Genomic DNA, 24982 nt, shown 5'->3' on the forward strand with positions numbered 1-24982 from the left:
TTTCATGGTCATCGAACAGACCCTTGGACCACGATCTGTCCGGATGTATCCCGCCTGGAACTGCGGGACATGATTGGCACGCAGCAGATCGTGCGGGTGCTGATCTCTTCGGCGGGGCGTCGGGCTGCGCTGTTGCAGGCATTCCGTGGGGCAGGGGGGGACAGCAGCCGGGTCGAGCTGCATGCCTGCGACCTTGACCCGGGCCTGTCAGCCGCCTGCGCACTTGCCGACGTTGCCCATCGGGTGCCGCGCTGCACCGATCCGACCTTCATCCCCGCGATCGACCGCATCGTGCGCGACCATGGCATCGACCTGATCGTCCCGACAATTGATCCCGAACTGCCGGCATATGCCGCCTCGGCCGATCGTTTCGCGGATGCGGGCGCAAGGGTGCATGTCAGCGCGCCTGGCGTGATCCACACCGTCCGCGACAAGCTGCGAACGATGCAGGTCCTGCAGCGCGCGGGTGTACCCGTCCCGCCCACCTGGGACGAGCGGGCGGTTCGCGCATCCTCTTCCGACCTGCGATGGCCGCTGTTTGCGAAGCCCGTGGCGGGCAGCGCCAGCAGGGGGCTGGCGGTGCTTGCCGATCCGGACGACCTGCCGCCCGCCTTTCCCGAGCCGATGCTGTTCCAGCCTTGCCTCATCGGTCCGGAATACACCGTCAACATGTTCATCGACCAGGGCGGTGCTCTGCGCTGCACGATCCCGCATCGGCGCCTGCAGACGCGCGCCGGTGAGGTGGAGAAGGGGAAAACCGAGCGTCGCGCCGATCTGGCCCGCATCGCCAGCCAGATCCATGCGGCGCTGCCGGGGGCGCGGGGCGTGCTGTGCTTTCAGGTGATCGATGACAGGGAAACCGGTCCCCGGGTCATCGAGATCAATGCCCGTTTCGGGGGGGGATATCCGTTGGCCCATCACGCCGGCGCGCGGTTTGCGGACTGGCTGGTGGACGAGGTGACGGGCCGCCCCTGCCGGGCCCATGACAACTGGCGCGACGGCGTCACCATGTTGCGTTTCGATGATGCCGTCTTCCAGGGCTGACCGGATCGTCTTTGACCTGGACGACACGCTGTATCTGGAGCGGGACTTCGCGATCAGCGGGTTCCGCGCGGTGGGGCTCTGGCTGAACCGGGACGATTTTGCCGCGCGCTGCCAGGAACTGTTCGACGGCGGCTGCCGGGGCGACATCTTCGACCGGGCGCTGCAGGGCTCGGGGCTGTCGGCGCCGGTGGAGGCGCTGGTGCGGGTCTATCGCGACCATGTCCCGCAGATCGCGTTGTGCCCGGATGCCTCACGCTATCTGCGCGCCCATGGGGCGCGGGTCGGACTGATCACCGACGGGCCCGAACGCATGCAGCGGACCAAGATCGCCGTCCTGGGGCTGGAGGCCTATTGCGACGCCATCATCCCGACGGGCCAATGGCAGGGGAATTTCGGAAAGCCTCATCCACGCGCGTTTGAAATGATCGCCAAGCAGGCAGCCGGACGCCGCTGCGTCTATGTCGCGGACAATCCCGCCAAGGATTTTATCACGCCCAACCGGATGGGCTGGGTCACCGTACAGATCCTGCGGCCGCTGCGGGTGCATCGGGGGGAGCCACCGGACGCCGCCCATGCCGCGCGGCATCGCATCGACAGCCTGGATCACTTGGACGGCCTGCTGGCGGCCGGCCGCGACTGAACGGCGGCGCGCGGGCGGTGGTCTCCGGCGCGTTGGGCGGCGGTGGCCATCGCTTCCTCAATCACCGCGTCCCACAGCCGCATGACACGGTCGGGATGCAGATGCTGCGCAATGAGGTGAGGATGCCGGGAGAGGCGGTCGCGCAGGTCGGGGTTCAGGGCCAGCCGCGCCATTGCCCGCGTCAGGGCTGCCTCGTCGGCAGGGGGGACCAGCAGGCCGTTCAACCCTTCGCGGATCATCTCCCGGGGGCCGAAGGGACAGTCGAACGAGACGATTGGCAGGCCCGACGAGGCCGCCTCGGCCACCACATTCGAAAACCCTTCAAAGCGGGAACTGACCACCAGCACGTCGCCAGCCTCCAGCCAGCCCCTGGGCGTGGTGACCAGCCCGGGCAACCGGATCCGATCGGTCAGGCCCGCCTCGCGTACCTGACGTTCCAGGGCCGCGCGTTCGGGTCCCTCCCCATAGATGGTCAGGCGCGTGGCCGGAAACGCCGGAAGGGCGGCGAATGCGCGGATCAGAATGTCGAACCCCTTCTGCGCGTCCAGCCGCCCCACGGCGATGAACCGGCACAGGCCCGGCACGGGCGGAAGCCGCCGGAACTGCACCGCCGAGCAGACATTGGGCACGATCAGAGCACGGTCGCGCAGATCCGGCGGCAGCATGTCGCGGCCGCCCTGTGTCTGCATCACGACCGCCGCGGCACGGCGGGCCAGGCTGTTCTGCAGGTTAGCCCAGAACCGTGACTGCACCCGCGCATTGTTGCGTTCCGATATGGCCACCGGGATCCCGGTGCCGCGCACGGCCATCAAGGTCAGGCAGTTGATCTTGGTCAGGAACGACAGGATCATGTCGGGCCGCGTGTGGCGGATATGCCGCCGGATGGCGTAGAGCCTGCGCGCGTGCAGCAGCCTGTTGCGAGGGACATGGCCGGCCAGCACGGTCAGCGGGATGCCGTCGGGATAGGGAAAGAAGGACCCCCCGTCCGGCATGTGCATCCCAACCACGTTCACCTGGTCGCCCTTGCCATGACGGTGGGTCGCAACCTGGGCCATGATCTTTTCCGCACCGCCGGCACCGAAACCCCCCTGGATCATCATCAGCTTCATTCTGCGGCCTGCATGACGGTCTGGTCGGGGATGACGGCCTGGTTCGCCGGAGCGGGCACGTTCAGCGTCGCCTGCACGATCGGGGCGTTGATGTTCTTGGTCTGCAGGAAGATGCGGCCGACATATTCGCCGACGATGCCCAGGAACATGGCGTTCAGCGTGATCGACATCAGCAGCAGGATGACCAGCGTGGCAAAGCCCGGGGGCCATTCCTGCCCAAGGATCAGCTTGCCGATCAGGTAGCCCAGCAGGACGAGGAAGGTCAGCAGCCCCACCAGGATCGAGGTCGTCGAGGCCAGCCGCAGGGGGACCAGCGAATGGTTCACCATCCCGTCCACCGCCAGTGACATCATCGCTCGAAGCGGAAACTTCGACGTCCCGGCCATGCGGGGGGCCCGATCATATTCGAGCCCGACCTGAGAGAAGCCCATCGCGCTGATCATGCCCCGCATGTAGGGCGACCGATCCTCGCGCAGGCGTATCTGCTCCAGCAGGCGCCGATCGGTCAGGCGGAACTCCCCGGCGTTGCGGGGCAGGTCGTCGGGGCTGATCCGGTCTATGATGGCATAAAAGCCGCGACGCAACGCCGCGACGACGGGCCCATCCGGCAGGCGGCGGCGGACGCCATAGACGACCTGGTGGTCCTGCTGCCACAGTTCCAGCATGCGGGGTATCAGCTCGGGTGGGTCCTGCAGGTCGCAATCCAGCTGGATCGCGCACTCTCCCCGCGCCACCTTGTAGGCGTACATGACTGAATTCTGGTACCCGACGTTGCGCGAGAAGCGGTATACGCGAACCCGTGGATCCTCGGCCGCGATCCGGGTCAGCAGCGCGAAGGTGCAGTCGGTGGAGTGATTGTCGGTAAAGATGATCTCGGCCTCGAGGTCGGGCAGGGTAGCCAGGACCGCGCTGATGCGGCGGTGGCAGTCGCGCACCGTCGCCTCTTCGTTATAGGCGGGCACCAGGATTGAAATCAGGGTCATGCCAGTCGTTCCTTGTCCTGATGATGTCGGGCGGCGCGTTCCCAGGCCACGACCTGCGCCACCCCCCTGTCCAAGGGCATGGCGGGACGCCAGCCCAAGGCCCGCAAAGCCGGTGATGGATGGCAGGACAGCCGCCCCGCGAGGGGGTGCGGAGCGTCGGAAAGGAAACGGTCGGGACCGGGCGATCCCGTCACAACCAATCGTATGATCCGGCACAGGTTCGCCATCCGCACGGGCCTTCCGGTGGAGACGCTCACCTGGTCCGGCAGCCGGCCTGCATGGCGCGCGATCAGCTGCAGGGCGGCCACGACATCGTCGACATGCAACAGGTCGCGTTCGGATCCGGGGCGCCTGACCGTCAGCGGCACCCCGTCCAGAGCCTTGGCGATGCAATCGGCGACCAGAAAGGAACGGTCCTGATCGCCCCCATAGGTCAGCGAAAGCCGCGCCGTCGCGGCAGCATAGCGCCGACCCGGGCTTGTCATGCGCAACAGGTGGGTGCCCATCAGCGCCGACAGGCCATAGGCCGTCGTGGGGCGTTCACGCGCATCTTCGGTCAGGATGACAGGGGCCTCCCCCAGTTCGGCCAGCGTGCCGGTGCGGACCAGGCTGTCGGGCGGAGGGTCGGCGGCATCCAGAACCTCCAGCAAGGCCTGAAGCGGAGCGAGGTTGGCGGCCATCGCGTGGGTCAGGTCCGAGGCGTCGCCCCCAGCCAGGCGCGTCGCCGCTGCCAGGTGAAAGACATGGCGGGGCCGCACCTGCCGGACCAGCCGGGCCAGACCCGCGGTATCGAGGGGGTGCAACCGCACCAGGTCGATGTCCTCGGCCACTCCTGCCAGCCGCCACGGGTCCGAACCGGGACGCGAAATCACGGTGACACGATCACGTCGGGCCAGGCAGTCGCGCACCAGATGCGATCCGATGAAGCCCGTTCCGCCCGTGATCATCACCTCTGCCATGTCGCGCCCTTCAGTCGACGATCCGGGGACGGGGCAGCGGCAGGATGAAGCGGCCTCCCTGCGCCTCGAAATCGGCCAGCTGGGCGCGGATCTCGTCAAAGAAGTTCCAGGCCAGCACCAGCAGATAATCCGGCCGCCGTTCGGCCAATACCGAAGGATCATGGATCGGGATCAGCATGCCGGGCGACAGCATCCCCTGTTTCAGCGGGTTGCGGTCGACCAGGAAATCCAACGTCTCGGGCCCGATGCCGAAAAAGTTCAGCAGCGTATTGCCCTTGGCCGGCGCGCCATATCCCGCGATGCTGGCGCCTTCGGATTTCAGCCGGGCCAGCAGCTGGCGCAGTTCTGCGCCGATGTCGTGGATGCGGTCGGCGAAGGCCGCAAAGCTGGCTGCGTCGCAAAGGCCTGCGTCGGCCTCGGCGGTCAGCATCCGTTCGACTTGGGTGCTTGGCGCGCCTGCGGCAGCGGCCTTTCGGATGAAGACCCGCATCGAACCGCCATGGACCGGCAGATGCGTCACGTCCACCACCGCCATGCCGCACCGTTCCGCCAGCCGCACGACCGAAAGCAGGCTCATCTCCGACATGTGTTCGTGGTAGACGTTGTCGAACTCATTGGTGCGCAGGATGTCCAGACACCACGGCACCTCGACGACGAACCAGCCGTCATCGGCCAGCAGGATGTCCACCCCCTGCAGGAACGCCACCAGGTCGCCGATATGGTTCAGCGTGTTGGTGGTCGAGATGACTTTGGCGGCTCCGTGCGCTTCGCGTACCTCGCGGGCCGTGTCAGGGCTGAAATAGGCCACATGCACCTGGACCCCGTTTTCCGCCGCGGTCCGGCTGAGGTTTTCGGCGGGGTCGATGCCCAAGGTCCGGCCGCTCATGCGGTTGGCAAAGCCCAGCATCAGCCCGTCATTGCAGCCGATATCCACGATCAGCCCATCCGGCCGGGCCAGATCGACCAGCACCCGGGCCAAGCCCTCGAAGTGCCCGTGCATGGTGCGCGCAGCCGAGGGCACGTAGAGATAATGCGTGAAGAAGCCATCAGGAATCTGGTCGGCCACCTGGATCATGCCGCAATCCAGGCAGGCCAGGGCGTTCAGCGGAAAGGTCGGCTGCGGCCTCTGACGGTCCTCCGGGCGGACGAACATATTGGCGGGCGGATGATCGCCCATCGGCAGGAACAGCATCATCCGGCCTGATCCGCAGGCCCTGCAGCAGTCGAGCGTGCTGGCGCGCGCCTTCAGCGACATGTCGTTCATGGTCAGACTGCCTTTCTGGTGACGATGTTTGCGAACTCGGCGAAGCTGGCATGCATGAAGTCGATCTGCGCCTGTTCCAGCCCATGATGCAGCGCCAGCAGGATACCGCCGCGCATCACGGCGTCGGCGACCGGGTAGCCGTTGCCATTTCGGCGCATCGTGACATTGCGCATGGCAGGCTGGCGCAGGATGTTGCCGGTAAAGACCGGCCGGGTCTGGATGTCGCGCTGTTCCATCCAGATCTGCAGATCGCGGCGGGTGAAGGGCGCGCTGTCGCGCACGGTCAGCGGAAAGGCCAGCCAGCCGGTGCGCGAGGCGGCCAGTTGCCGGGGCAGGATGAACCAGTCCTCGTAGCGGGCGAAGAAATCCAGGTGCTGGGCGAAATGGGCCTCGCGCGCGCGGATGTTGCCGTCCAGGCGGCCCAGCTGGACCAAGCCGAAGGCGGCGCTGATCTCGGAGGGTTCCATGTTGTAGCCCAGTTCCTCGAACAGGAACTTGGCGTCGTAGTCGATCCCGTCCAGTTCGACGTTGAAGCGGTTCTGGATGGTTTCGCTGTCGGTGAACAGCGATGACGTGCGCCCCCAGGACCGCAGCAGCAGCGCCCGCCGCGCCAGGGCATCGTCGTTGACGCACAGCATTCCGCCATTGCCCGCCCCGTTGATGACATGGCTGCCGTAGAAGCTGGTGGTCGAGATGTCCGACAGCGTTCCGGTGCTGGTCCCGTCGATGGTGGCGCCAAGCGTATCGGCGCTGTCCTCGATCACCATCAGGCCGTGGCGCTCGGCGATCCGGCGGATCTGCGGCCAGTCGGGCAGGTTGCCGATCAGCGAGGGCACCATGATCGCGCGCGTGTCGGGTCCGATCATCTCCTCGATCTGCGCGGCGTCGATGTTGTAGGTGGCCTCTGCCGCGTCCACGAAGGCAGGAACCAGCCCGTGCTGCACGATCGGCGCGACGGTCGTGGCGAATGTCAGCGCCGGAGTGATGATCTCCGACCCCTTGGGCAGATCCAGCAGCGCGACGGCGATGAAATTTGCCGATGATCCGGAATTGACCATGATCCCGTGACGCTTGGCGAACAGGGCCGCGACCTTGTCCTGCATCTCGCGCACGTGCCGGCCCATCTGGGTCGAACTGCGCAGAACCTGGACCACGGCCTTGATCTCTTCTTCGCCATGAACGGTCTGTCCGTAGTTTACACGCATTGGCGGCTCCTATTCTGCGGCCAGGCCATGAGGGATCGTATCGAGGGAGAGAGAGGTCAGCCGCGCCTGATAGGCGGCGATCTGGGCCAGCGTCACCGCGTGCATGTCGCGACCGTCGGCATGTGCGCGATGCCAGTCCGCCGTCAGGGCCAATGCCTCATCCAGGGCAAGTCGGGGATGCCATCCGAGCCGCAGCCGCGCCTTGGTGCTGTCCAGCCGCAGCAGGCCTGCCTCGTGCGGCGCCGGACCCTCCTGGCCGAACTCGAAACGGGGCGCGTCCTCGCCCCAGTGGCGGGCTAGGCGGCGGCACAAATCGCCTACGGATACCGTGGCATCGGTATCGGGGCCGAAATTCCACGGCCCTGCAGCTGATGGCCTGCAGCCGTCCAGCAGCCGCGCGCTCAGCGTCAGATACCCGGCCAGGGGCTCCAGCACATGCTGCCAGGGACGGACGCTGCCGGGGTTGCGGATCACCGTCCGCTGGCCCGACCGCGTGGCGCGCACGATGTCCGGGATCAGGCGATGGGGGGCCTGGTCGCCGCCGCCGATCACGTTGCCTGCCCGCGCTGAGGCCAGCTGAGGTCCTGTGGGATCATGGAAGAACGAACGGCGATAGGCCTGCGCGACAAGCTCGGTACAGGCCTTGGATGCGCTGTAGGGGTCAGATCCGCCCAAGGGGTCGGTCTCGCGGTAGCCCCAGTCCCATTCATTGTTTTCGTAGCACTTGTCGCTGCTGACCACCACCACGCCCGTCACAGAGGGCTGCCGCCGCGCCAGATCCAGCACATTGGCGGTGCCGACCACATTCGTGGCAAAGGTTCCCGCAGGGTCGGAATAGCCGTCGCGAACGATCGCTTGGGCGGCCATGTGAATCACGATATCCGGGCGGAACCCCTGTGCGGCAGCGTCCAGAGCCTGCGGATCGTTGATGTCGGCCATGCGGCTGTCGCAATGGGCCTCCACCCCCGCAACGGTATAGAGAGCGTCACGGCTGTCAGGGGCCAGGGCGATGCCCCGGACCTCCGCCCCCAGATGGTCAAGCCACAGCGTCAGCCAGCTGCCCTTGAAGCCGGTATGTCCGGTCAGCAATATGCGCGCGCCGGCAAGGGCGCCGCCAAAGGGGCGCGGCCCGGCAGGGTCGGAGGGCGGAACCGGCGTCATATCGCCACGACCACGCGCGCTTCGTGCCGGTCCCCCTCGGCGTCGAACTGCAGCCATGGGGGCGTCCCTTCGCAGCAGAGGGCGTTCAGGGAATTGCGGTCGCGGACCGTGTCCATCGGGTGCCAGAAGCCGTAATGCTTGTAGGCCATCAGCTCGCCGTCCTGGGTCAGCTGCATCAGAGGCGACTGTTCCAAGGGCTCCATGTCGTCCACCAGGTAGTCGAAGACGCCCGGTTCAAAGACGAAATAGCCGCCGTTGATCCAGGTTTCGTAGCGACGGACCTTTTCGGTAAAGGCGCTGACGCGGTTTCCAGACAGCTCCATGTTGCCGAACCGGGCGGGGGGCTGCACGGCGGTGACGGTGGCCAGCTTGCCGTGGCTGCGGTGAAAGGCCAGCAGACCGTCGATGTCGACATTGCCCAGCCCGTCGGAATAGGTGACCATGAACGTCTCGTCGCCGACCCAGTCCCGCAGGCGGCGGATGCGGCCGCTGGTCATCGTATGGGCGCCGGTATCGACCACGCTGACGTTCCAGCCCCCCGCGCTGATCGGCCGGAGAGAGATCGTGCCCGTGTCCACCGACACGCTGATGTCATTGGCGATCAGGTGGTAATTGGCAAAGAATTGCTTCAGCATCAGGCACTTGTAGCCAGCTGCCACGACAAATTCGGTCTGGCCGAACTGGCTGTAGATGTCCATCACATGGGCGATGATGGGGCGGCCGCCGATCTCGACCATGGGTTTCGGGATCGTGGTGGTTTCCTCGGCAAGGCGCGAACCAAGGCCGCCGGCAAGCAGGATCGTCTTCATGAGCTTTCTCCGGGCAACGTGGACAACGGGTCGGGAAGGGGGCGCTGCCACAGCGTGCCTTGGCCATAACGGTCGCTCAGGGCGGGCAGGACGGTGGCCTGGAACCCGTGGCGGCGGGCATAAGCTACCAAGGCGCGTTCCAGCCCCGGGTCGAAGCCCGTCAGGATGGCGGCGGGCGGGGTGGCGGCGAACAGGGCCTCAAGGTCGCGGGGGCCGGCCATGACATAGAGGGCGCGCAGGCCAGTTGGCGTCACATCGGCGACCCGGTAGGCAAAGGGGCCGGCTGCGAATTCTGGATAGATGGGCAGGCCGGCCTGCAACGGGTAGAGCGGCGACAGGGTGGCGACCGGACCGGGGGTCAACGTCGCATCGTTCAGGGCCTGCGCGCCGGCGGCCAGGCGGGCCGGGGTCAGCCGATCGGGATCGTGCAGCGCCCGCAGTCCCGGCGCCAGGCGCGGCGCCGCCAGCGTCAGCATCAGGGCGCAGGCAACAAGCAGCCCGGGCACCAACCGTGCCCGCTCCGCCGGATCAAGGCGCCCGACCAGCAGCGCGGTCAGCAGCGGCACCCCGATCAGCGGTGGGGCAAAATACTGCGGAAAGCCAGGGCTGGGCAGGAACCCCACGGCAGCAGCGCTGATCGTCGCTGCCGCCACCATGGCCACCGCACCCGTCAGCCGGTGCCACGCCAGGACCAGCGCCAGCAGCATCACGAACAGCGCCAGCAGGGAGGTGCCCGACAGCCACATCGTTTGGGCCAGCCGCAACTTGGCCTCCAAAGTCAGGGCCAGACCCGGCTCGCTCGACATGTTGGCCTGCCAATAGGCGACCTGCGGTCCCAGATGATAGCCCAGGACATGGGCCATGAACCGGTCGGGCATGGTGACCAGCAGCCAGAACAGTGGCAGCGCACCCACCGCCCCCCCAAGCGCCACGGGCAAGGCCAGTCGCCTGGCGCGCTGCGCGAGGGAAAGATCCTGCGGGAGCAGGAAGCAGGCCACGGCCACGGCAGGAATGATGGCAGCCGCGCTGACCTTGAGGCCCGCAGCAATCGAAAGCATGACCCCGGCGATAAAAAGGCGGCCAAAAGGCAGCGCGCCTTCGCTCAGCGACACTGCGATCAGGCCAAGGCCCAACATTGCGAAGGGCAGCGGCAGCAGGTTGTTTGTGGCCGCCATTCCGGTCTGGCCCAGCAGCACATCGGCCGTCAGAAGGCTCGCCACGCAAAACGCGGCCACGACCGCCGACCGCGTCAGTCGCCAGCCCAGCCACCCGGCCCCGCCGAGCAGCAGCAGCCAGGCCGCAAAGACCGTCAAGCGCCCTGCCGCCAGCAGCCCCAGATCCGGCAACAGCATGTGGACGCCCCGGAACAGCCAGGCCGAATAGGGCACGTGGTTGTAGAACAGCTGGTCGTACAGCCGGTAGTCGTCCAGCAGCGCGGCGGGCGGCAGGAACATGAACTCGTCGCGGCGCAGGTCATAGCCCATGATCCGTCCGAAAAGCGCACCCAGGATGATGACTGTCGCGACCACCCCCGCCGCGGGCAGCACCTTTTTCCAAGGGTGGGTCCCGATGACCGCAGGGCGTTCGACCAGGCTCATGCGGACACTCCGCCACGATGGCCCATCACCCGACCGACCAGTCGCCATGACAGCATGACGGCAAAGGGCAGGATCATCAGCTGGGCCAGCAGCGGCCCGACGCCCAAGTCCATGACCATGGCCAATCCGGCCGCGTTCAGCGCATAGATCAGCACATAGGCCGCGACATAGGCTGGCAGGCGCCCCCAGCCCTCCACGGCAAAGACCAGCCGCGCATGCAGGTGGTAATTCCACAGGGCACCCAGGACGAACTGCACGACCAGCGCTCCTTGGGCCGGCAGCCCGGCCAGCACCAACAGCGCATAGACGCCATAGCCAAAGGCGGTGTTCGCCAGTCCAACGCCCAGAAACCGCATCAGGACTGCACGTTGCGGCTGCCGCGTTTTGGCGATCAGGCCCATGACGGCACCTCCACGGGTTGCGGCGCAGCCTCGGGCTCCAGCCCCAGTTGGGTCAGCAGCAGGCGGTTGACGTGATGCACATCGTGGTGGGCCAACACCCGGGCACGGGCCTGCGCGCCCATCCGCTCCACCAGCGCGGGGTTCTGAAGGAAACGGCGCATGGCGGCGGCCAGAGCCGCGACATCGCCCATCGGCACGACCAGGCCGGCTTCACCGTCCACGACCGTTTCGCCGCAGCCTGGGGCATCGCTGGTGATGACAGGGCGCCCACAGGCCATCGCCTCCAGAATGGTCCGTGGCACACCCTCGCGCAGTCGGGTGGGCAGAACGAAGACATGGCAAGCCTGCAGGTGGGGGCGCACGTCCCGCGTGGCGCCGTGATAGGTGATCCCCGCGCTCTGCCAGGCCCGCAGTGTTGCATCGCTGACCGCATCGGGGTTGCTGTCGCGCGGCCCCACCAGATCCAGGCGAAACCGGTGTCCTTCGGCCAGCAGCTGCCGCGCGGCGGCAACCAGATCGTCTACGCCCTTGCTGTGCAGCATCCGTCCCACGAACAAAAACGCCGGCAGGCCCTTGGGCAGCGGCGTCGGATGGAACCGGTCGGTGTCGACCCCGGACCCCGGAATGGCGACCAGCCGCGCATGGGCGGGAACCAGGCGAAACCTGCGCAGGTCGCGCGCCTCGGCGGGGTTGTAATAGAAGGCCAGCCGCGTGTTGCGGGTGGCGATGCGGTGCAGCGCGATGGACACGCCACGCACCATGCGCCGCTTGCCGGACGGTGACGGATCGCAGAAGGCATAGCCCAGCCCGGTGAACAGGGGACAGCAGCGCAGATCCCCCTCAAGCCGCGCGGCCAGGCAGCCATAGATGATGGGCTTCATGGTATAAGGCAGGACCAGGTCGGGCCGCCGGTCCCGCAGCATGCGCCGCAGCGATCGCAATGTCTGAAGATCGGACCACGGGTTCAGGCCGGTGCGATCCATCGGCAGGCTCAGCGGCTCGATCCCTTCGGCGCGGAGGGCGGTCTCGGTCGAGGTGTCGAAATCAGGGGCAGCGGCCAATATTCGGTGACCATGCCTCCGCATGCGGCGCATCAGATCCAGCCGGAAGTTCACCAGGGACCATGCCAGGCTGGCGATCACCAGCACGGTCTGCGGGCGTGGCGGAGCCAGCGGTGGCAGGGTCGCGACGGTATTCATGCGACCGCTCCGACGGCGACAGGCCTGTTTCGGGGCAGCTGGACGTTGTTGGACATCGCCCGTTCGGGCGCTGTCGAGGGCGTGCCATAACCCGGAACCAGGTCTGACAGCCCGGCGCGCACCAGGTCCTCATCGCCAGCCCGTGCGGCTTTTTCCAGCCGCAGCATGGCCGCACGAAGCCGCGATATCGGAACCGGATGGGGAATGGCGCAGGTCACCCCGGCGAATCCGGCCGGCACGATCCGTTCATTGCGGTCGAACAGTTCCTCGAACAGCTTCTCGCCGGGGCGGATCCCGACGAATTCGATCTTGATGTCCTTTCCGGGGACCTTTCCCGCCATCGTGATCATCCGCTCCGCCAGATCGACGATGCGCACCGGGGAGCCCATGTCCAGCACGAAGATGCGGCCGGTGTCGTGACAGTCCTTCAGGCCCTGAGCCGCCGCCAGCAGGGTCAGTTCGACCGCCTCGCGGATGGTCATGAAATAGCGTTCCATCTGCGGATCGGTGACGGTCAGCGGTCCGCCCCGGGCGATCTGTTCCTGAAAGAGCGGGATCAGCGACCCCGATGATCCCAGCACATTGCCGAACCGCACGGTGAAGAACCGTGTGTCGCAGCCGATCTCGCGGGTGATCAGGTCCTGCGCCTGGCAATAGAATTCCCCGACGCGCTTGGTCGCGCCCATCACGTTGGTGGTGTTGACGGCCTTGTCGGTCGACACCTGCACCACCGCGCGGGCACCGGCCGCGCGGGCCGCATCGCAGATGTTGCGGGTGCCGATGACATTCGTCAGCACTCCTTCGCAGGGGTTCAACTCGACCAGCGGGACGTGCTTCAGGGCGGCGGCATTGAACACCAGGTCCGGCCGGTGTGCCTGGAAGATGGCGTTCACATGCGCCGCGTCGCGGACGCAGCAGATGTGCAGCCGCCGGGGCACCTGCGGGAAATGCCGCGCCAGAAGTCGGTCGATCTGATAGGCGTTCAGCTCGCAGTTCTCGATCAGCACCAGTTCGGAGGGCTGCAGCGACGCCAGCTGGCGCACCATTTCGCCGCCAATCGATCCGCCGGCGCCGGTGACCAGCACCTTCTGCCCGCGATAGGTGGCACGCAGCAGCTGGCGCTCCACCGATTTCTGGGGGCGCATCAGCACGTCCTCGGGGTCGATCTCGTGACAGGAGGTGTCGTGGCTGACGGGCTCGGTCAGGTTGGGCAGCGACTTGACCTTGATGCCATGCGCCTCGGCCCAGGTCAGAAGGACGGCCATGCCGTCGCTGTCGAAATGGCTGACCGCCTCGGTGAGAAGCAGGCAGCGGGGCAGCTTTCCACTGGCCATCAGTCGGTCGATGACGGGTTGGGGCTGGTGGACCGATCCCAGGATGGGAACACTGTGGAACAGCAGGTCCTTGCTGTCCATCGAACTGTCGATGATGCCCATCACCCGGTAAGCCGACAGGCCTTGATGCACCGCCCGCAGAAACAGGTCGCCTGTCGCGCCCAGACCGATCATCAGCACGGGGACCTCGTTGTCCCGGAGACGCTGCCGGCGGCGGATCAGCTCCCGCCCGCGGGCCGACAGCCGGGCGGCGCCGTGCATGGGCAGCAGGGCCAGAAACATGATCGGGAAGGTCGTCAAAGGGATCTGGGGCAGCCAGTTGGTTCCCCGGGCCATTACCAGGCTACCTGCCACCGCCAGCGCCGTCCCCGGGACAAGCATGGTCAGGTCAGGCAGAGAAGAGGATTGGCTGTGCCGGCAATAGAAACCGGCCACCACCATGAGCGGCAACATCACCACCAGGGAAAGGCCGATGAACAGGGGCAAGGCGGACAGCTCGGTCCAGTCGAAATGTGCGCCAGCCGACAGAACCGTGGCAATGCAGGCGGCGACCGCGACCGCCACGGCATCCGCGGCTACAAGCCGTTTGTTGGCGACAAGTTCTGATTTATGGCGAACGGGATTCCGAGTAAGCCGCCAGTCCCGATCGGCATCATGCGGAAATCCAAAGTCCCAAACCATGCCTACCATCCACGCATATACTGCCCGTCGGAGAAAATATGATCGAGTATATCCAGGTGATTTGAGTGTATCACGGCTGCGAGAGCAGGGCCCTGTACGATCGGATAGCCCCTATCCAAATGTATAGATCAAGCCCAATTGGTTGAAATATAGTCGATTGCACTGAAGAATTTTTCGCTTTGATCAGGCGAGAAACTCATGCCGTAAGCGCCAGTCAATTATTAGTTGAAATCGGCCAAGTATCTTCACCTAACGGACATATAAATTTCGCTGTTCCTGAATTAAACTAAATCCGCATCCGGGCGGTTTTTGCTCGGCAGGTTGGTTTTCCGCATCCCTTGGTCGTCGGCCGGTGTGCGGTCCTGCGACCATGGCCGCAGCGAAATTCCCGTCAATCCCATGAGCGCCGCATTGTGGGGCCGATAAAAATCGGCGATCTCTGCCCTCAGGACCGGGTCGAGCGCAGGATACTCGTAAGGCCGCGCGACCAGGGTGCGCAGCCCCCGTATCAACGCCGTCTGGCGCAGCGGGTCCAGGGCGGGTCGCAACGGTGCCAGCAGGCGTCGAAGCGGCCGGGGCACGGCCGCCGACCGCGCATCCTTGACCCGGTCCCTCAACGGGGGTGCCAACGCGCCCTGCAAGCCGATATGGGCGGCCAGCTGGTCCAGCTGTCGTCCGGGCGCCTGCGTCATCTGTTCATAGAGCAGCACCAGGATCTGTTCGGGTGCAAAGAGGTCATAGAACCGGCTCAGGTGCAGGGCATAGCAGCCGTCATGCAGGAAGCGGCCCGTTGCAGCACGGTCAGGATCAAGGTGCCGCCCAATGTCGCCATCGACCTCCCCCCGGCGGAACAGCATCGCATAGTCGGAATAGGCGCGCTCCACCGGGTCGCGCAGCTGAAAGATCAAGCGGGTGTCGGGAAGATGGGCATGCAGCCGTGCCTCGGCGCCGGGCGTGGTCAGGTAGGAGTTCGACTTTTCGCCGATGATCGCGCCGGCGCCGGCGTCCGCGAACAGGGCGGCATAGGAGGCGATCCCGGCCTGGTGGTGGCGCGAAAAGAAATGCGGCTCGGGTGCGGGCATGAAGATGCGCGGCGATCCCTGCAGCGATTGCTGCAGCCAGGTCGTGGCCGATTTGGCGGCCCCTGCGATGATGAAGCTGGGAAGCCTTGGGTCAGACATGGCGGACCTTCTTCCGGGTGGCAGCGGATGGTTTCAGCAGGTCGGAATAGAGGTCCTGGACGTGACGGACATGAATGTCGGAGGCATAGCGCTCCAGCCCGCGGGCGGCGGCGTCCGTGATGCGGTCACGAAGCTCTGGATCCTCCATCAGGCGGCGCAGGGGCGGAACAAAGGCTGCGGGGTCACGGGCCTCGACAAGGTAACCGGTCCTCCCGTCCTGGATCGCCTCGGGGTTGCCGCCATGGCGCGTGGCGACGACCGGCACATGCAGGTGCATGGCCTCGATCAGGGTGCGCCCGAAGGGTTCGTCCAGCGCCGTCACCAGCAATGCGTCCAGGCCCGCCAGCCACGGTTCTATGGGGGACCGGTGGCCCAGCAGGTGAAGCCTGCTCCGGATGCCAAGCTCTGCCGCCAGGGCGATGCAGTTCCGGATGACCGGATCGTCCGGATGCTCGGCCCGGCCCAGGATCACACCGTGAATGTCCCGATCCGGAATGTCGCGGTGCAGCCGCGCGATCACCCGGACGAAATGATCGGGGCGCTTGCGGCGGTTCAGCACCCCGACATAGCCCAGGACAACCGCACTGGGCATGGCGCCGATGGCAGTGCGGATCTGGGCCATCGATGCGTGCCGGTCCGGGCGGATCGCTGCCAGGTCGAACGGGCTGGGGATCACCCGGAACCGGTCGCGCAGGGGCCAGACCGGGCGGGCGGGGCGCGAGAAATGCGACACGCCGATGATCCTGTGTGCCAGCAGCGGCGCGATCAGGTTGACGCCCAGGGCCGTGGGGCTCTGCCGATGATGCCAGACCAGTCGGCATCCTGCCAGGCGCGCCGGCAGGGCCCAGTTGGCATGCATCCGGCCGTCGTTGGTATGGACCAGATCGATACCCCAATCCGTCAGGAGGCGCCGCAACCCCCCGGCAGAGGCCAGCAGATAACGCGGCAATGAGACATTGCCCGGTTCTCGGCTATAGCGGGGCGCGATGATGCCCGGGTGATCCAGCCGATCCCAGGACAGGCCGTGATCTTCGATCAGTCCGGCCAACCGCCCTCCGCCCCCGTGCAGGACGATGCGGGGGCGAAACCGGCCAGGGTCCAGTGCCGCGATCAGGCGCAGCGCCGACAAGTGGCTGCCGCCGACGACATCGCCGCCGACAAAGGGAAAGAGGATGGCATGAGCCGCCGTCATGGGCCCGCCGCGATCTGATCCATGGCGGGCAGCGTGACCTCCAGCGTATCGCCGGGCGCAAGCAGGGCATCGGGCGATCCTCTCAGGTGACCCGCACCGGGGCGGATGATGGTAAAGACCGGCCGCGCGACCGGTTCGTCGGACGGCCCGGTCCCTTGCCCGATCAGCATCTGGACCTGCAGCTGCCTGGCCGTCGACAGCGATATTTCCTCGCGTGCGATTTCCGACTGCAATTCACCAAGCCGAAGCAGCAGCCGCGTCAGCGCGTCGAATTCGATCGTGCCGCTGTCGCGCTCGGCCTGGTTCAGCTGTTGCTCCGTCAGCAGCAGCGTCGTCTCCAACTCCAGACGCCGCGCCTCCAGGTCGTTCAGCGATGTCGACAGCGCCGTTACCCGCGCATTCGCGGCCAACCCCTTGTCCTTGAGGCTCTGGATATCCTGCAGGTCGCGGCTGACCGTGCCGATCTGTTCGTCGCGCAGGGTCATCTGCTGGTCCAGGCGATCGATCTTGCTTGTCAGCAGGTCCTGAAGGTCCTGCAGGCTGGCGGCGCGGGTGCGGCGGCTTTCGCGGTCGGCCTTCAGCAGGCGGGCCTGCACGTCGCCGTCGTCAGCGGCACCGGCGGCGGGCGGGTCGGCGGGTGCGGGATCCGAGGAAGTCTGGGCTGACAGGGCATCCAGTTCGGCCTTCACCAGCCCTTCCTCGTGCCGCAGGCGGCGCAGTCTGTCCTCGGATGCCAGGACATCGCCGGTCACGGCGACGCTGCGCATCATGTCGTTGGCGGCGGTGACGCGGTACAGATCGCCCGCCAGCGCCAGCGCCTGGCGCGCCGTCAGGCCGGGGCGAAACGCGACCGCGCCGCGCGTCTGCACCGCACCCATCACATAGACGGGCGCGCTGGAGACCAGTTCGACCGACACATGCAGAGGATCCTGCATGCCCGCGGCACGGCGCAGCATGTCCGAGGCCGCCACGGACAGTTCCGCAAGCGACTGTCCCGCTGCATGCACCGGCCCTGCCAGCGGCAGCTGCAGCTGGCCTTCGGGTGTTATGGTGTATTCGCCCGACACCTTGTCCAGGGACATCTGGGCGCTCTGGCTGAATTCCCAGGTCAGGACGCGGATCAGCAGCCGATCCTGCGGATGCAGCCGATAGGGGTCCGCCGGGGCCGCCATCGGCACCAGCATCGACAGCCCCACCGCCAGCACGCGGATCACCGGGGGGAAAATATGAGGGTCAGGCATGGATCACATCCTTTCCGGGCAGGGTCGTCCCAGGAACCACGTCGCGGCGACAGGCGCAGGACACCGACAGGGCAAGGATCAGCGGGACGTTCCAGAACCGGGCGTAGAAATGCGGGAAGGTGCTCAGGACCAAGGCATAGATCAGCAGGATCGTCAGTGTCAGTGCGCCGTTCTTGCGCGTGGGGCCGCTTGACAGCGCCAGGAAGGCTGCGGGTAGCCCGGTCAGCAGCAACAGCAGCAGGCCCGACAGCGACAGCAGCCCGCCCTCGTTCAGCAGCAGCAGATAGGTGTTGTGGACCGGGTGGCCGTAAGCGCTGAAATAGCGGTACTGGTCGGCCCCCATCCCGACCAGAAGCCAGTCGGGGGCGATGCGGATCGCCTCCTGGATCAGCATCACGCGGTCCGAGAAGGTCCCGGCCTGTTCGACGTCTCCGGCCAGGATGCCGTTCAGCACCCGGTCGCGGAACACCTCGGGCAGCAGGACGTCGCCGCCCGTGACTAGGAGGGCCGCCACTGTACCAGCGGCAAGGCCCAGCATCACCATGGTCCGGGGCGACCCGCTCAGCAGCGTCAGCACCATGATCCCGATTGCCAGCACCATGATGCCGGTATTCGATCCCGTCAGCATGATGCCATACAGCAGGGCGGGCAGGGCGATCACGATCTCTGCCACCCGTGCGGTGCCGCTTTGCCAGAAATGGACCAGCAGGATGAGGGCAATGGCTCCCAGGGCGGCGCACTCGTTTTCCCGTTCGACCAGCGATTGCAGACGGCCCGAGAAGGTGACGAACTCCACGGGCGGGTGAGGCACGAAATGGAACACCCAGATGCCGAACAGCATCACGAAGGTGATGGAATACATCAGCACCCGCAGCATGACGGTGACCTGCGCAGCTGGCCGCCCCGCCAAAAGCAGCGGCAGCGCGATCAGGGAAAATGCGTATTGCATCAGGATCACCAGCAGGTCGACCGGCCAGCCGTTGACGATGGACCCCAGCATCAGCCCCCCGCCCAGCAACAGAAACCCGCTCATCCACAGGCCGGTGGCGGCGCCGAAGGGCCGGCGCGGCAATTGGCGCGCTCTCAGCATCACCAACAGCCCGATCACCGCGACCAGGTCCGTGGCGGTGAAATAGAGGCCCGGCAGCCGCAGGTAGTTCATCGGCGACAGGAACACCGCCAGGCAGGCCAGCGCGAAGCCCGTGTCGACCTGCACCGATTGCCGGACCGGGGCTGCCGCAGCGGTCATCGGCCATGACCCCCGGATCGCCCGAGGGCCGCCCAGGCCACCGTCGCCGACGCCGCCAGCCACAGCGCATTCGAGACCAGATGCGCGGCCGCAGCCCCTTCAGCCTGCCAGATCCACGCGGCGGGGATCAGCATGGCAAAGAACAGCAGCGTGGTCACCGCGCTGATGACCGTCATGGCGCGGTCGCGCCCCAGGCTGATCAGGGCCGGCCCGAGCGACATGCTGGCCATGTAGAGGGCCATGGCCACCGCCATGAGGTTCACCGTCCCGGCAGCATCCGCGAAAGCCGGTCCGAACAGGAAGGGCAGGATGCGGTCCATGCCGCGCGCCAGCGGCACCAGCAGCACCAGCAGCACGACCCCCAGCCCAAGCGACCCCGCCAGCACCAAGCGGCGCAGGGTGCCGAATTCCTCCCGAGCGGCGAGGCGCGCGAATTCGGGCATGAAGACCTGCGTCAGCGGTCGCCCGATCCGCAGGGCCGCGTCGCCGATGCGGCGCGCCAGCTGGTACAGGCCCAGTGCGGATGCCGGCAGGACACCGGCCAGCAGGATGATGTCCAGCCGCTGGCGCATCTGGCGCAATGTGACATTGACGTTGCTGTTCACGAACAGCCGCAGCAGACCGGGATTGTCCTGCAGGATGCCGCGCACGGATGCGCTGCGCACGGCATGCCCGCGCCGGCGCATCTCTCGCAAGGCAAGCGCCATGGGCACCAGGTTCTCGGCCAAGGTCCAGACCACCATCAGCGCCACGAACCAGGCAAGGCCCATCCCCATCGACCAGATCAGCGCAATCAGCACCAGCCGCAACAGGGCGATCGTCATGTCGATGCGGGCCAGCAGATCAAAGCGGTCATAGATCCGCAGCAGGCCCATCGCCGTCGGGCGGGGCGCGATCAGCGTCGCCGCCGCCGCCAGCATCAGCAGTTGTTCGTGGTCCGACGCCACCTGCAGCCAGCGCGCAACCCAGTGGGCCAGCAGCAACCCGATTCCCGCGGACAGAAGGCCCCCCAGCAGGTCGGCCAGCAGCGACAGCCATACCAATTGCCCGAAACGCCCCGCGTCATCGCGTTCCAGCGCCCGCGTGCCGTGCTGGATCAGCGCCTGCCACGGCTCGGGATGGACCAGGCGGGCGATCATGCGGGCATAGGCCTCGATGAAGGCCAGCACCCCCAGCCCTGCCGGCCCGAGGGCGCGCGCCGTCAGGGCCAGCGAGGCCAGCCCCAGCAGCGTGATGACCGCCTGCGACGAGCCGATCCAGGCCAGGTTCACGGCCAGGCGCCTGCGCAAACCGGCAGTGCCCGGCAGGTGATGTGCCTCGACGCTCACAGGTCACCCGCCAGTTCCGCCAGCCAAAGCTCCAGGGCGGTGGTCCCGTTCAGTGACTTCCACGGGTCGTCGGGCCTCGCGGGGTCCATTCCGGGACGGGCCGCCTCCCAGGCATCGGGAAAATGGTCGCGGTCGCGGTCAGGTGGCGCGGCGGCTGCCGGGATCGGGGGCCAGCCACCGATCTGCGCCGGCGCATCGATCACATGCCCCTGACAATTGGCCAGATCGGACAGGACGCGGCGGTCCAGGCTGTCGCGATGACCGCCGCCGGGCAGCACGTCGCCGACCCGGGCGGGCAGGGTCCCCTCCACCGCCGGTGCGGCCATCGGCCTGACGGTAAGCCTGACGGGCGCAGGCGCGGGATGATCCTGCGCGACCGGGTCCAGGACCGGCATCGGGCGGCGTGTTGTGCAACCGGTCCAGCGAAAGGCAAGGTTGTCCTGCGCCCATATTGCCAGCGCATGTTCCGGGCTCCAGTCGAAACCCTCGACCGCGGTGGCGGCACGGTCGGTGGTGGATCGCCCGGTCAATGCCAGGTTGCCGGCATAGGCGACGGTCGTATCACCCAGCAGGTCGTAGAACTCGCCGAACTGGCTGATCGGGTTGTAGAAGATGTTGTTGATGACCTCGACCGGGCCGATCGCGGTGGCCTTGATGTCCGGGTTGCGATCCCGGTGATGGGCAAAGAGGTTGCGCAGAAGGCTGATCCGCCCGCATTGGTTCCCGGTGCCCTGGTCAGAACAGATCAGCGCGCCCTTGGAGTGCCGGCCCTCGGGATGGTTGGCGCGGTCCAGGCTATAGGCCAGGATGCTGTCGGCCAGAGTGATGTCGCGCACCGTGCTGCCGGCCACGTGGACGTTGAACGTCTCGTCGCTGGCGAAGGCCATCGACAGGTTGCCCAGATAGACCCGCTGCGCGTTCTCGACGGTCACCGCGTCGATATTGGCCGACACCCCGCCGCCGGTGCCGGGGCGGATCTTCAGGAACCGGATGACGACGTCGCGGGCGTTCTTGACCACCAGCGGCCCGGTGGCAGATCGGCCAAGCCGCAGCTGGATCCCGCCCCCCGGGGCCGTCTGCCCCGCCACATAGACATCGGACCGGATCATCAGCGGGCGGTCCAGCGTGATGGTCCCCGCCACCTTGAAGATGCAGACCCGGGCGCCCTCTGCCTCGACACAGGCCCGCAGGGTACCCGGCCCCTCATTGCGCAGGGAGGTCACGGCGACCACCCGGCCTCCACGCCAGCTCTCGGCCGTGGCGCCATAACCTTCGGCACCGGGAAAGGCGGTGGCGGTTGCCGGGCTGGCCTGGACCGCCAAGCATATCGCCACGGCCCATGATCCAGCAGTCCTAGCCATGGTGGTCACCCTTGGTCAATTGCCGGTACCGCCCGGTGCGGACATCGTTGATCACCGCGCCGCGCACCATGCACCCGTTGGTGCGCAGCTTTTCGAGGGCGCTGTCTGCCGTTCGCAGCGTCGTCCTTCCCGCCCGCACAATCAGCAGGGCCTCGTCAGCCACGCCCGCCAACCGGACGGCATTGGCAAAGGCCAAGGCGGGCGGCGTGTCGATGATGATCAGGTCATGGGATTGTTTCAGCTGCGGCAGGACCCGGCTGGCAAAGCAGCGCAGGACGCGCGGTGTCAGCTGGGCGCCGCGCCTGAAGGCCAGCAGGTCAAACCTGTCATGGCCACCCACCGTCTGCAGCGCATCGGACACCGGCACGAACCCTTCCGCGACCTGCCCGAAGCTGAGCTCGGCGGTCGCCAGACCCAGGCTGCGGCTGGCGCCCTGGCTGTGCGTGTCCATGTCCAACAACAGGACCCTGAGGCCGTCGAGTGCCGCGGTGGCGGCCATCGAGACGGCAATGGTGGTGCGTCCTTCCCTGGCAAAGCCCGACGTGATCATCAGCACCCGGGCAGTGGCGTCGGAGCCGGGCAGGTTCGACCAGATGGTGACCAGCGAGCGCATTGCCTCGCTGTAGGCGGCGTCGGGCTCTTCCTTCACGACATCCACAGGTCGCGGACGGCGCAGCAGGATGCCCCGCCGGCGGAGATGAGGGACCATGCCGAGGTTCGTCAGGCCGCCGATCCGCGCCAACTGCGTGTCGTCCCAGAGGCGCTGGCTGACGACACTGCGCAAAAGCGCCAGCACGAATGCCAGGATCAGTCCCGCCGGAACGCTCGCCGCCAGCGTCAGCCCGAAATCGGGGCCCGCCGGCTCCTGGGGCAATTCCGCCACGGTGATTTGCCTGGCGTCGGGTTGAATCAGGTCGCGTTGCCGTTCAAGGTCGCTCAGCCTTTCGACGGCGGTCCGATAGCGCGACGACAACAGTTCGACCGCCTGGTGCATGCGGCCCAGCTCCAGGTCGTTCAGGGTCCGCTCGGACAGTTGTCCGTCGAGATCGGCCAGTTCGGCGACGACGCGCTGCGCCTCGGGCGTCGCCAGGCGGCCTTCGCTTTCCATCACGGATCGGACCGCCGCCAGGTGGCTTGCCTCGCGGCGCAGACGGTCGGGCAGTCCGGAATCGTCCAGCGCGTTGCGCCGGATGAAGTCAGCCAGCTCGAACTGGCGCTGCGACAGGGTGCCGCCCATGTTCTCGATCTGGTTCTTCAGATGGAAGGTAGAGCTGTCGATGATGCTGGTCTGGCGGGTCCGCGACAGTTCGATGAAGCTGACCACGACGCCGTTGGCGATACGGGCCGCCAGTTCGGGCGTGGTCGCCTCGGCCTGCACGGTGATGACTAGGCTTTCGCCGTTGCGGCGCAGCATGTAGGACGCCAGCAGCTTCTCGATCACCGCCCGCGCATGTTCGACAGAAGTGTCGGGGTTTTCCGGGCCGGGCGGGAGAGGCAGGAACTCCGGATCGTCAAACAGGCCAATGGACCGGGCGACCTGTTCGGCAAAGCTGCGCGATCGCAGCACGTCCAGTTCCGTCTCGACCCGCGCCCGCGTCAGCTCGTAGCTTTGCAGCTGGGTGTCGATCTGGCTCATCCGGATCTCGGAATTGGTCAGCACCATGGCGCCTTGGGTGCGGTAGACCGGGATGCGCATCGACAGATAGGCAGCGGTTGCCCCCGTCACCGCCAGGGCGATCACGATCATCAGCCACAGGTTCCGACGCATCAGCTGCATCAGCTCGTCCGTGTCCAGCCGCTCGGACCAGCTTTCGGACGGAGGAGCGCCGCGTTGGTTTTGCGCCAGCATGTTCATGCATGTGCTCCCACCGGGCGCGCGCGGCTTCGTCGGGACATGGCGGCGGCATGGATCTGGGCGTAAGTTCCGACGTAGCGCGGCATCGACATGACATGTTCGATGCGGGCGCGGCATGCCAGGCCTAGGGCGCAGCGGTCATCGGGGGACAGGGCCAGGATGCGGGCCAGGCCCTTCGCCATCAGGTCGGGGCGGCGCGGCGGGCATGATTCCCCGCAATCCTGAACCAGCCACCCGCTGTCACCGACATCGGTCACCACGGCCGGGACGCCGGCGGCCATGGCCTCTGCCACGGCCACGGGAAGCGCCTCTCCCCAAGCCGAGGACAGCAGGTAGGCGTCCAGGCCCGGCACCAGCGCCGCGATGTCGTCACGTGCGGGCAGCGCCACGATCCGGTCGGCAATTCCGGCAGCCCGGGCGGCCTGGACCGCCGGGCCGTCGGGCTGACCCGCCCCGATCAGGACGCCCTGCACGTCATGGCCCTCCCGCAGGAGGCAGGCAAGCGCGGCCACGAAGGCGGCGTGATCCTTCATGGGGTGGCTGCGGGCGATCGTGCCGATGATGCGTCGCCCACGGGGGATCCCTGCCGCCGCCTGCAGCCGGCTGCGAGCCAAGGGATCCGGCGCGAATTCGGACAAGTCCAGAGCGTTCGGAACGACCTGGTTCCGGTCTGCCGGGAACCCGAAGGCCACATGTTGCTGACAGGCCTGGCGCGCGCAATAGGTGATGACGTCGGTGCGGCCGCCAAGCCGGCAAAGCGCGTGCAACACCGCACGCGTCGCACGCTTTTCCCGGCGCGGTTCCGACAGCGAATGGTGGATGGCCCAGACCAGCCCGACCTCCTCGCGGCGCGCCAGCCGCACCGCCAGCGAGGCCAAGAGGCTGCCATGATACATCCACCCCTGCACCACGCAGGGCTCGAGCCTGTCGATCAGGCGCTGCAGCCGGATCACCCCCCCGGCAATGTTCCAGACCACATCGACATGCAGGCTGTCCACCCGGACTCCCAATTGCGCGATGCGCTCCGCCACGGGCCCCGGGGGCATCATCGACACGACCCGGTGCCTGTCCTTGGCAGGTCCCATGGCCCGCAGATACCGAAACAGCATCATTTCGGCGCCCCCGATCGAGGTTCCTGTAATTACATGTAGAACCTTTGGCGTCGGCATTCAGAAACCATGCATGACA

Annotated in this window: 21 protein-coding genes; 2 read left to right on the forward strand and 19 right to left on the reverse strand. The window is 66.9% G+C overall.

Annotated elements, in window-relative coordinates; translation table 11 throughout:
• Positions 1–69 precede the first annotated feature (69 nt).
• Together ACNR9W_RS17255 and ACNR9W_RS17260 are read left to right on the forward strand one after the other, a co-directional pair.
• Positions 70–1044 carry an ATP-grasp domain-containing protein gene (locus tag ACNR9W_RS17255; protein ID WP_419269491.1) on the forward strand — a complete coding sequence of 325 codons (975 nt, stop codon included), beginning with the start codon at positions 70–72 and terminating at the stop codon, positions 1042–1044.
• Entirely contained in the window at positions 1022–1684 is a 663-nt protein-coding gene (locus ACNR9W_RS17260; RefSeq protein ID WP_458478787.1) for an HAD family hydrolase, read from the forward strand. Before ACNR9W_RS17255 ends, ACNR9W_RS17260 begins: the two co-directional genes overlap by 23 nt.
• Here the strand turns inward: ACNR9W_RS17260 and ACNR9W_RS17265 are convergent.
• The 19 genes from ACNR9W_RS17265 to ACNR9W_RS17355 all read right to left on the reverse strand — a co-directional run bounded on the left by ACNR9W_RS17265 (position 1648) and on the right by ACNR9W_RS17355 (position 24963).
• Positions 1648–2793 (reverse strand): glycosyltransferase, encoded by a 1146-nt coding sequence (locus ACNR9W_RS17265; RefSeq protein ID WP_419269489.1) that lies wholly within the window; start codon positions 2791–2793, stop codon positions 1648–1650. The two genes, ACNR9W_RS17260 and ACNR9W_RS17265, sit on opposite strands and share 37 nt — an antisense overlap.
• Positions 2790–3776 (reverse strand): glycosyltransferase family 2 protein, encoded by a 987-nt coding sequence (locus ACNR9W_RS17270; RefSeq protein ID WP_419269488.1) that lies wholly within the window; start codon positions 3774–3776, stop codon positions 2790–2792. The genes ACNR9W_RS17265 and ACNR9W_RS17270 overlap by 4 nt, the downstream gene beginning before the upstream one ends.
• Entirely contained in the window at positions 3773–4735 is a 963-nt protein-coding gene (locus ACNR9W_RS17275; protein ID WP_419269487.1) for an NAD-dependent epimerase/dehydratase family protein, read from the reverse strand. The genes ACNR9W_RS17270 and ACNR9W_RS17275 overlap by 4 nt, the downstream gene beginning before the upstream one ends.
• Positions 4736–4745: 10 nt before the next feature.
• Entirely contained in the window at positions 4746–5999 is a 1254-nt protein-coding gene (locus ACNR9W_RS17280; protein WP_419269486.1) for a methyltransferase domain-containing protein, read from the reverse strand.
• Positions 6000–6001: 2 nt separating this feature from the next.
• On the reverse strand, positions 6002–7204 hold the full coding sequence (locus ACNR9W_RS17285) for an aminotransferase class I/II-fold pyridoxal phosphate-dependent enzyme (RefSeq protein ID WP_419269485.1): 1203 nt from the start codon (positions 7202–7204) through the stop codon (positions 6002–6004).
• Between the two features lie 9 nt (positions 7205–7213).
• A complete protein-coding gene (gene rfbG, locus ACNR9W_RS17290; RefSeq protein ID WP_419269484.1) occupies positions 7214–8365 on the reverse strand; it encodes a CDP-glucose 4,6-dehydratase in 1152 nt (383 codons plus the stop codon).
• Positions 8362–9174 (reverse strand): glucose-1-phosphate cytidylyltransferase, encoded by an 813-nt coding sequence (gene rfbF, locus ACNR9W_RS17295; RefSeq protein ID WP_419269483.1) that lies wholly within the window; start codon positions 9172–9174, stop codon positions 8362–8364. Before rfbF ends, rfbG begins: the two co-directional genes overlap by 4 nt.
• Positions 9171–10772 (reverse strand): hypothetical protein, encoded by a 1602-nt coding sequence (locus tag ACNR9W_RS17300; protein WP_419269482.1) that lies wholly within the window; start codon positions 10770–10772, stop codon positions 9171–9173. The genes rfbF and ACNR9W_RS17300 overlap by 4 nt, the downstream gene beginning before the upstream one ends.
• The gene (locus ACNR9W_RS17305; RefSeq protein ID WP_419269481.1) at positions 10769–11173 is read right to left on the reverse strand and encodes a GtrA family protein; all 405 of its coding nucleotides are present in this window, start codon (positions 11171–11173) and stop codon (positions 10769–10771) included. Before ACNR9W_RS17305 ends, ACNR9W_RS17300 begins: the two co-directional genes overlap by 4 nt.
• Positions 11164–12372, reverse strand: coding sequence for a glycosyltransferase family 4 protein (locus ACNR9W_RS17310; RefSeq protein ID WP_419269480.1), 1209 nt, complete (start codon positions 12370–12372; stop codon positions 11164–11166). The genes ACNR9W_RS17305 and ACNR9W_RS17310 overlap by 10 nt, the downstream gene beginning before the upstream one ends.
• Positions 12369–14270: a polysaccharide biosynthesis protein gene (locus ACNR9W_RS17315; protein ID WP_419269479.1), complete on the reverse strand. Its 1902-nt coding sequence runs from the start codon at positions 14268–14270 to the stop codon at positions 12369–12371. The genes ACNR9W_RS17310 and ACNR9W_RS17315 overlap by 4 nt, the downstream gene beginning before the upstream one ends.
• A gap of 398 nt (positions 14271–14668) precedes the next feature.
• Positions 14669–15568 (reverse strand): sulfotransferase family protein, encoded by a 900-nt coding sequence (locus ACNR9W_RS17320; protein ID WP_419269478.1) that lies wholly within the window; start codon positions 15566–15568, stop codon positions 14669–14671.
• A complete protein-coding gene (locus ACNR9W_RS17325; protein WP_419269477.1) occupies positions 15561–16760 on the reverse strand; it encodes a glycosyltransferase in 1200 nt (399 codons plus the stop codon). Before ACNR9W_RS17325 ends, ACNR9W_RS17320 begins: the two co-directional genes overlap by 8 nt.
• Complete coding sequence (locus ACNR9W_RS17330; protein ID WP_419269476.1) at positions 16757–18001, reverse strand: polysaccharide biosynthesis/export family protein; 1245 nt, start codon at positions 17999–18001, stop codon at positions 16757–16759. The genes ACNR9W_RS17325 and ACNR9W_RS17330 overlap by 4 nt, the downstream gene beginning before the upstream one ends.
• Positions 17994–19250 (reverse strand): O-antigen ligase family protein, encoded by a 1257-nt coding sequence (locus ACNR9W_RS17335; RefSeq protein WP_419269475.1) that lies wholly within the window; start codon positions 19248–19250, stop codon positions 17994–17996. The genes ACNR9W_RS17330 and ACNR9W_RS17335 overlap by 8 nt, the downstream gene beginning before the upstream one ends.
• Positions 19247–20578 carry a lipopolysaccharide biosynthesis protein gene (locus ACNR9W_RS17340; RefSeq protein ID WP_419269474.1) on the reverse strand — a complete coding sequence of 444 codons (1332 nt, stop codon included), beginning with the start codon at positions 20576–20578 and terminating at the stop codon, positions 19247–19249. The genes ACNR9W_RS17335 and ACNR9W_RS17340 overlap by 4 nt, the downstream gene beginning before the upstream one ends.
• Positions 20575–21939: a hypothetical protein gene (locus tag ACNR9W_RS17345; protein WP_419269473.1), complete on the reverse strand. Its 1365-nt coding sequence runs from the start codon at positions 21937–21939 to the stop codon at positions 20575–20577. The genes ACNR9W_RS17340 and ACNR9W_RS17345 overlap by 4 nt, the downstream gene beginning before the upstream one ends.
• Positions 21932–23794, reverse strand: a complete 1863-nt coding sequence (locus ACNR9W_RS17350; RefSeq protein ID WP_419269472.1) for a GumC family protein — start codon at positions 23792–23794, stop codon at positions 21932–21934. The genes ACNR9W_RS17345 and ACNR9W_RS17350 overlap by 8 nt, the downstream gene beginning before the upstream one ends.
• Positions 23791–24963: a glycosyltransferase gene (locus ACNR9W_RS17355; RefSeq protein ID WP_419269471.1), complete on the reverse strand. Its 1173-nt coding sequence runs from the start codon at positions 24961–24963 to the stop codon at positions 23791–23793. Before ACNR9W_RS17355 ends, ACNR9W_RS17350 begins: the two co-directional genes overlap by 4 nt.
• Positions 24964–24982: the final 19 nt, after the last annotated feature.

The sequence above is a fragment of the Paracoccus sp. T5 genome (genome assembly GCF_048538155.2).
Classification (GTDB): Bacteria; Pseudomonadota; Alphaproteobacteria; order Rhodobacterales; family Rhodobacteraceae; genus Paracoccus.

Excerpts from the sequence above, each read along its gene's own strand:
- ACNR9W_RS17255 (WP_419269491.1), top strand. The coding sequence starts at position 70 with ATGATTGGCACGCAGCAGATCGTGCGGGTGCTGATCTCTTCGGCGGGG.
- ACNR9W_RS17260 (WP_458478787.1), top strand. The coding sequence starts at position 1,022 with ATGATGCCGTCTTCCAGGGCTGACCGGATCGTCTTTGACCTGGACGAC.
- ACNR9W_RS17265 (WP_419269489.1), bottom strand. The coding sequence starts at position 2,793 with ATGAAGCTGATGATGATCCAGGGGGGTTTCGGTGCCGGCGGTGCGGAA.
- ACNR9W_RS17270 (WP_419269488.1), bottom strand. The coding sequence starts at position 3,776 with ATGACCCTGATTTCAATCCTGGTGCCCGCCTATAACGAAGAGGCGACG.
- ACNR9W_RS17275 (WP_419269487.1), bottom strand. The coding sequence starts at position 4,735 with ATGGCAGAGGTGATGATCACGGGCGGAACGGGCTTCATCGGATCGCAT.
- ACNR9W_RS17280 (WP_419269486.1), bottom strand. The coding sequence starts at position 5,999 with ATGAACGACATGTCGCTGAAGGCGCGCGCCAGCACGCTCGACTGCTGC.
- ACNR9W_RS17285 (WP_419269485.1), bottom strand. The coding sequence starts at position 7,204 with ATGCGTGTAAACTACGGACAGACCGTTCATGGCGAAGAAGAGATCAAG.
- rfbG (WP_419269484.1), bottom strand. The coding sequence starts at position 8,365 with ATGACGCCGGTTCCGCCCTCCGACCCTGCCGGGCCGCGCCCCTTTGGC.
- rfbF (WP_419269483.1), bottom strand. The coding sequence starts at position 9,174 with ATGAAGACGATCCTGCTTGCCGGCGGCCTTGGTTCGCGCCTTGCCGAG.
- ACNR9W_RS17300 (WP_419269482.1), bottom strand. The coding sequence starts at position 10,772 with ATGAGCCTGGTCGAACGCCCTGCGGTCATCGGGACCCACCCTTGGAAA.
- ACNR9W_RS17305 (WP_419269481.1), bottom strand. The coding sequence starts at position 11,173 with ATGGGCCTGATCGCCAAAACGCGGCAGCCGCAACGTGCAGTCCTGATG.
- ACNR9W_RS17310 (WP_419269480.1), bottom strand. The coding sequence starts at position 12,372 with ATGAATACCGTCGCGACCCTGCCACCGCTGGCTCCGCCACGCCCGCAG.
- ACNR9W_RS17320 (WP_419269478.1), bottom strand. The coding sequence starts at position 15,568 with ATGTCTGACCCAAGGCTTCCCAGCTTCATCATCGCAGGGGCCGCCAAA.
- ACNR9W_RS17325 (WP_419269477.1), bottom strand. The coding sequence starts at position 16,760 with ATGACGGCGGCTCATGCCATCCTCTTTCCCTTTGTCGGCGGCGATGTC.
- ACNR9W_RS17330 (WP_419269476.1), bottom strand. The coding sequence starts at position 18,001 with ATGCCTGACCCTCATATTTTCCCCCCGGTGATCCGCGTGCTGGCGGTG.
- ACNR9W_RS17335 (WP_419269475.1), bottom strand. The coding sequence starts at position 19,250 with ATGACCGCTGCGGCAGCCCCGGTCCGGCAATCGGTGCAGGTCGACACG.
- ACNR9W_RS17345 (WP_419269473.1), bottom strand. The coding sequence starts at position 21,939 with ATGGCTAGGACTGCTGGATCATGGGCCGTGGCGATATGCTTGGCGGTC.
- ACNR9W_RS17350 (WP_419269472.1), bottom strand. The coding sequence starts at position 23,794 with ATGAACATGCTGGCGCAAAACCAACGCGGCGCTCCTCCGTCCGAAAGC.
- ACNR9W_RS17355 (WP_419269471.1), bottom strand. The coding sequence starts at position 24,963 with ATGCCGACGCCAAAGGTTCTACATGTAATTACAGGAACCTCGATCGGG.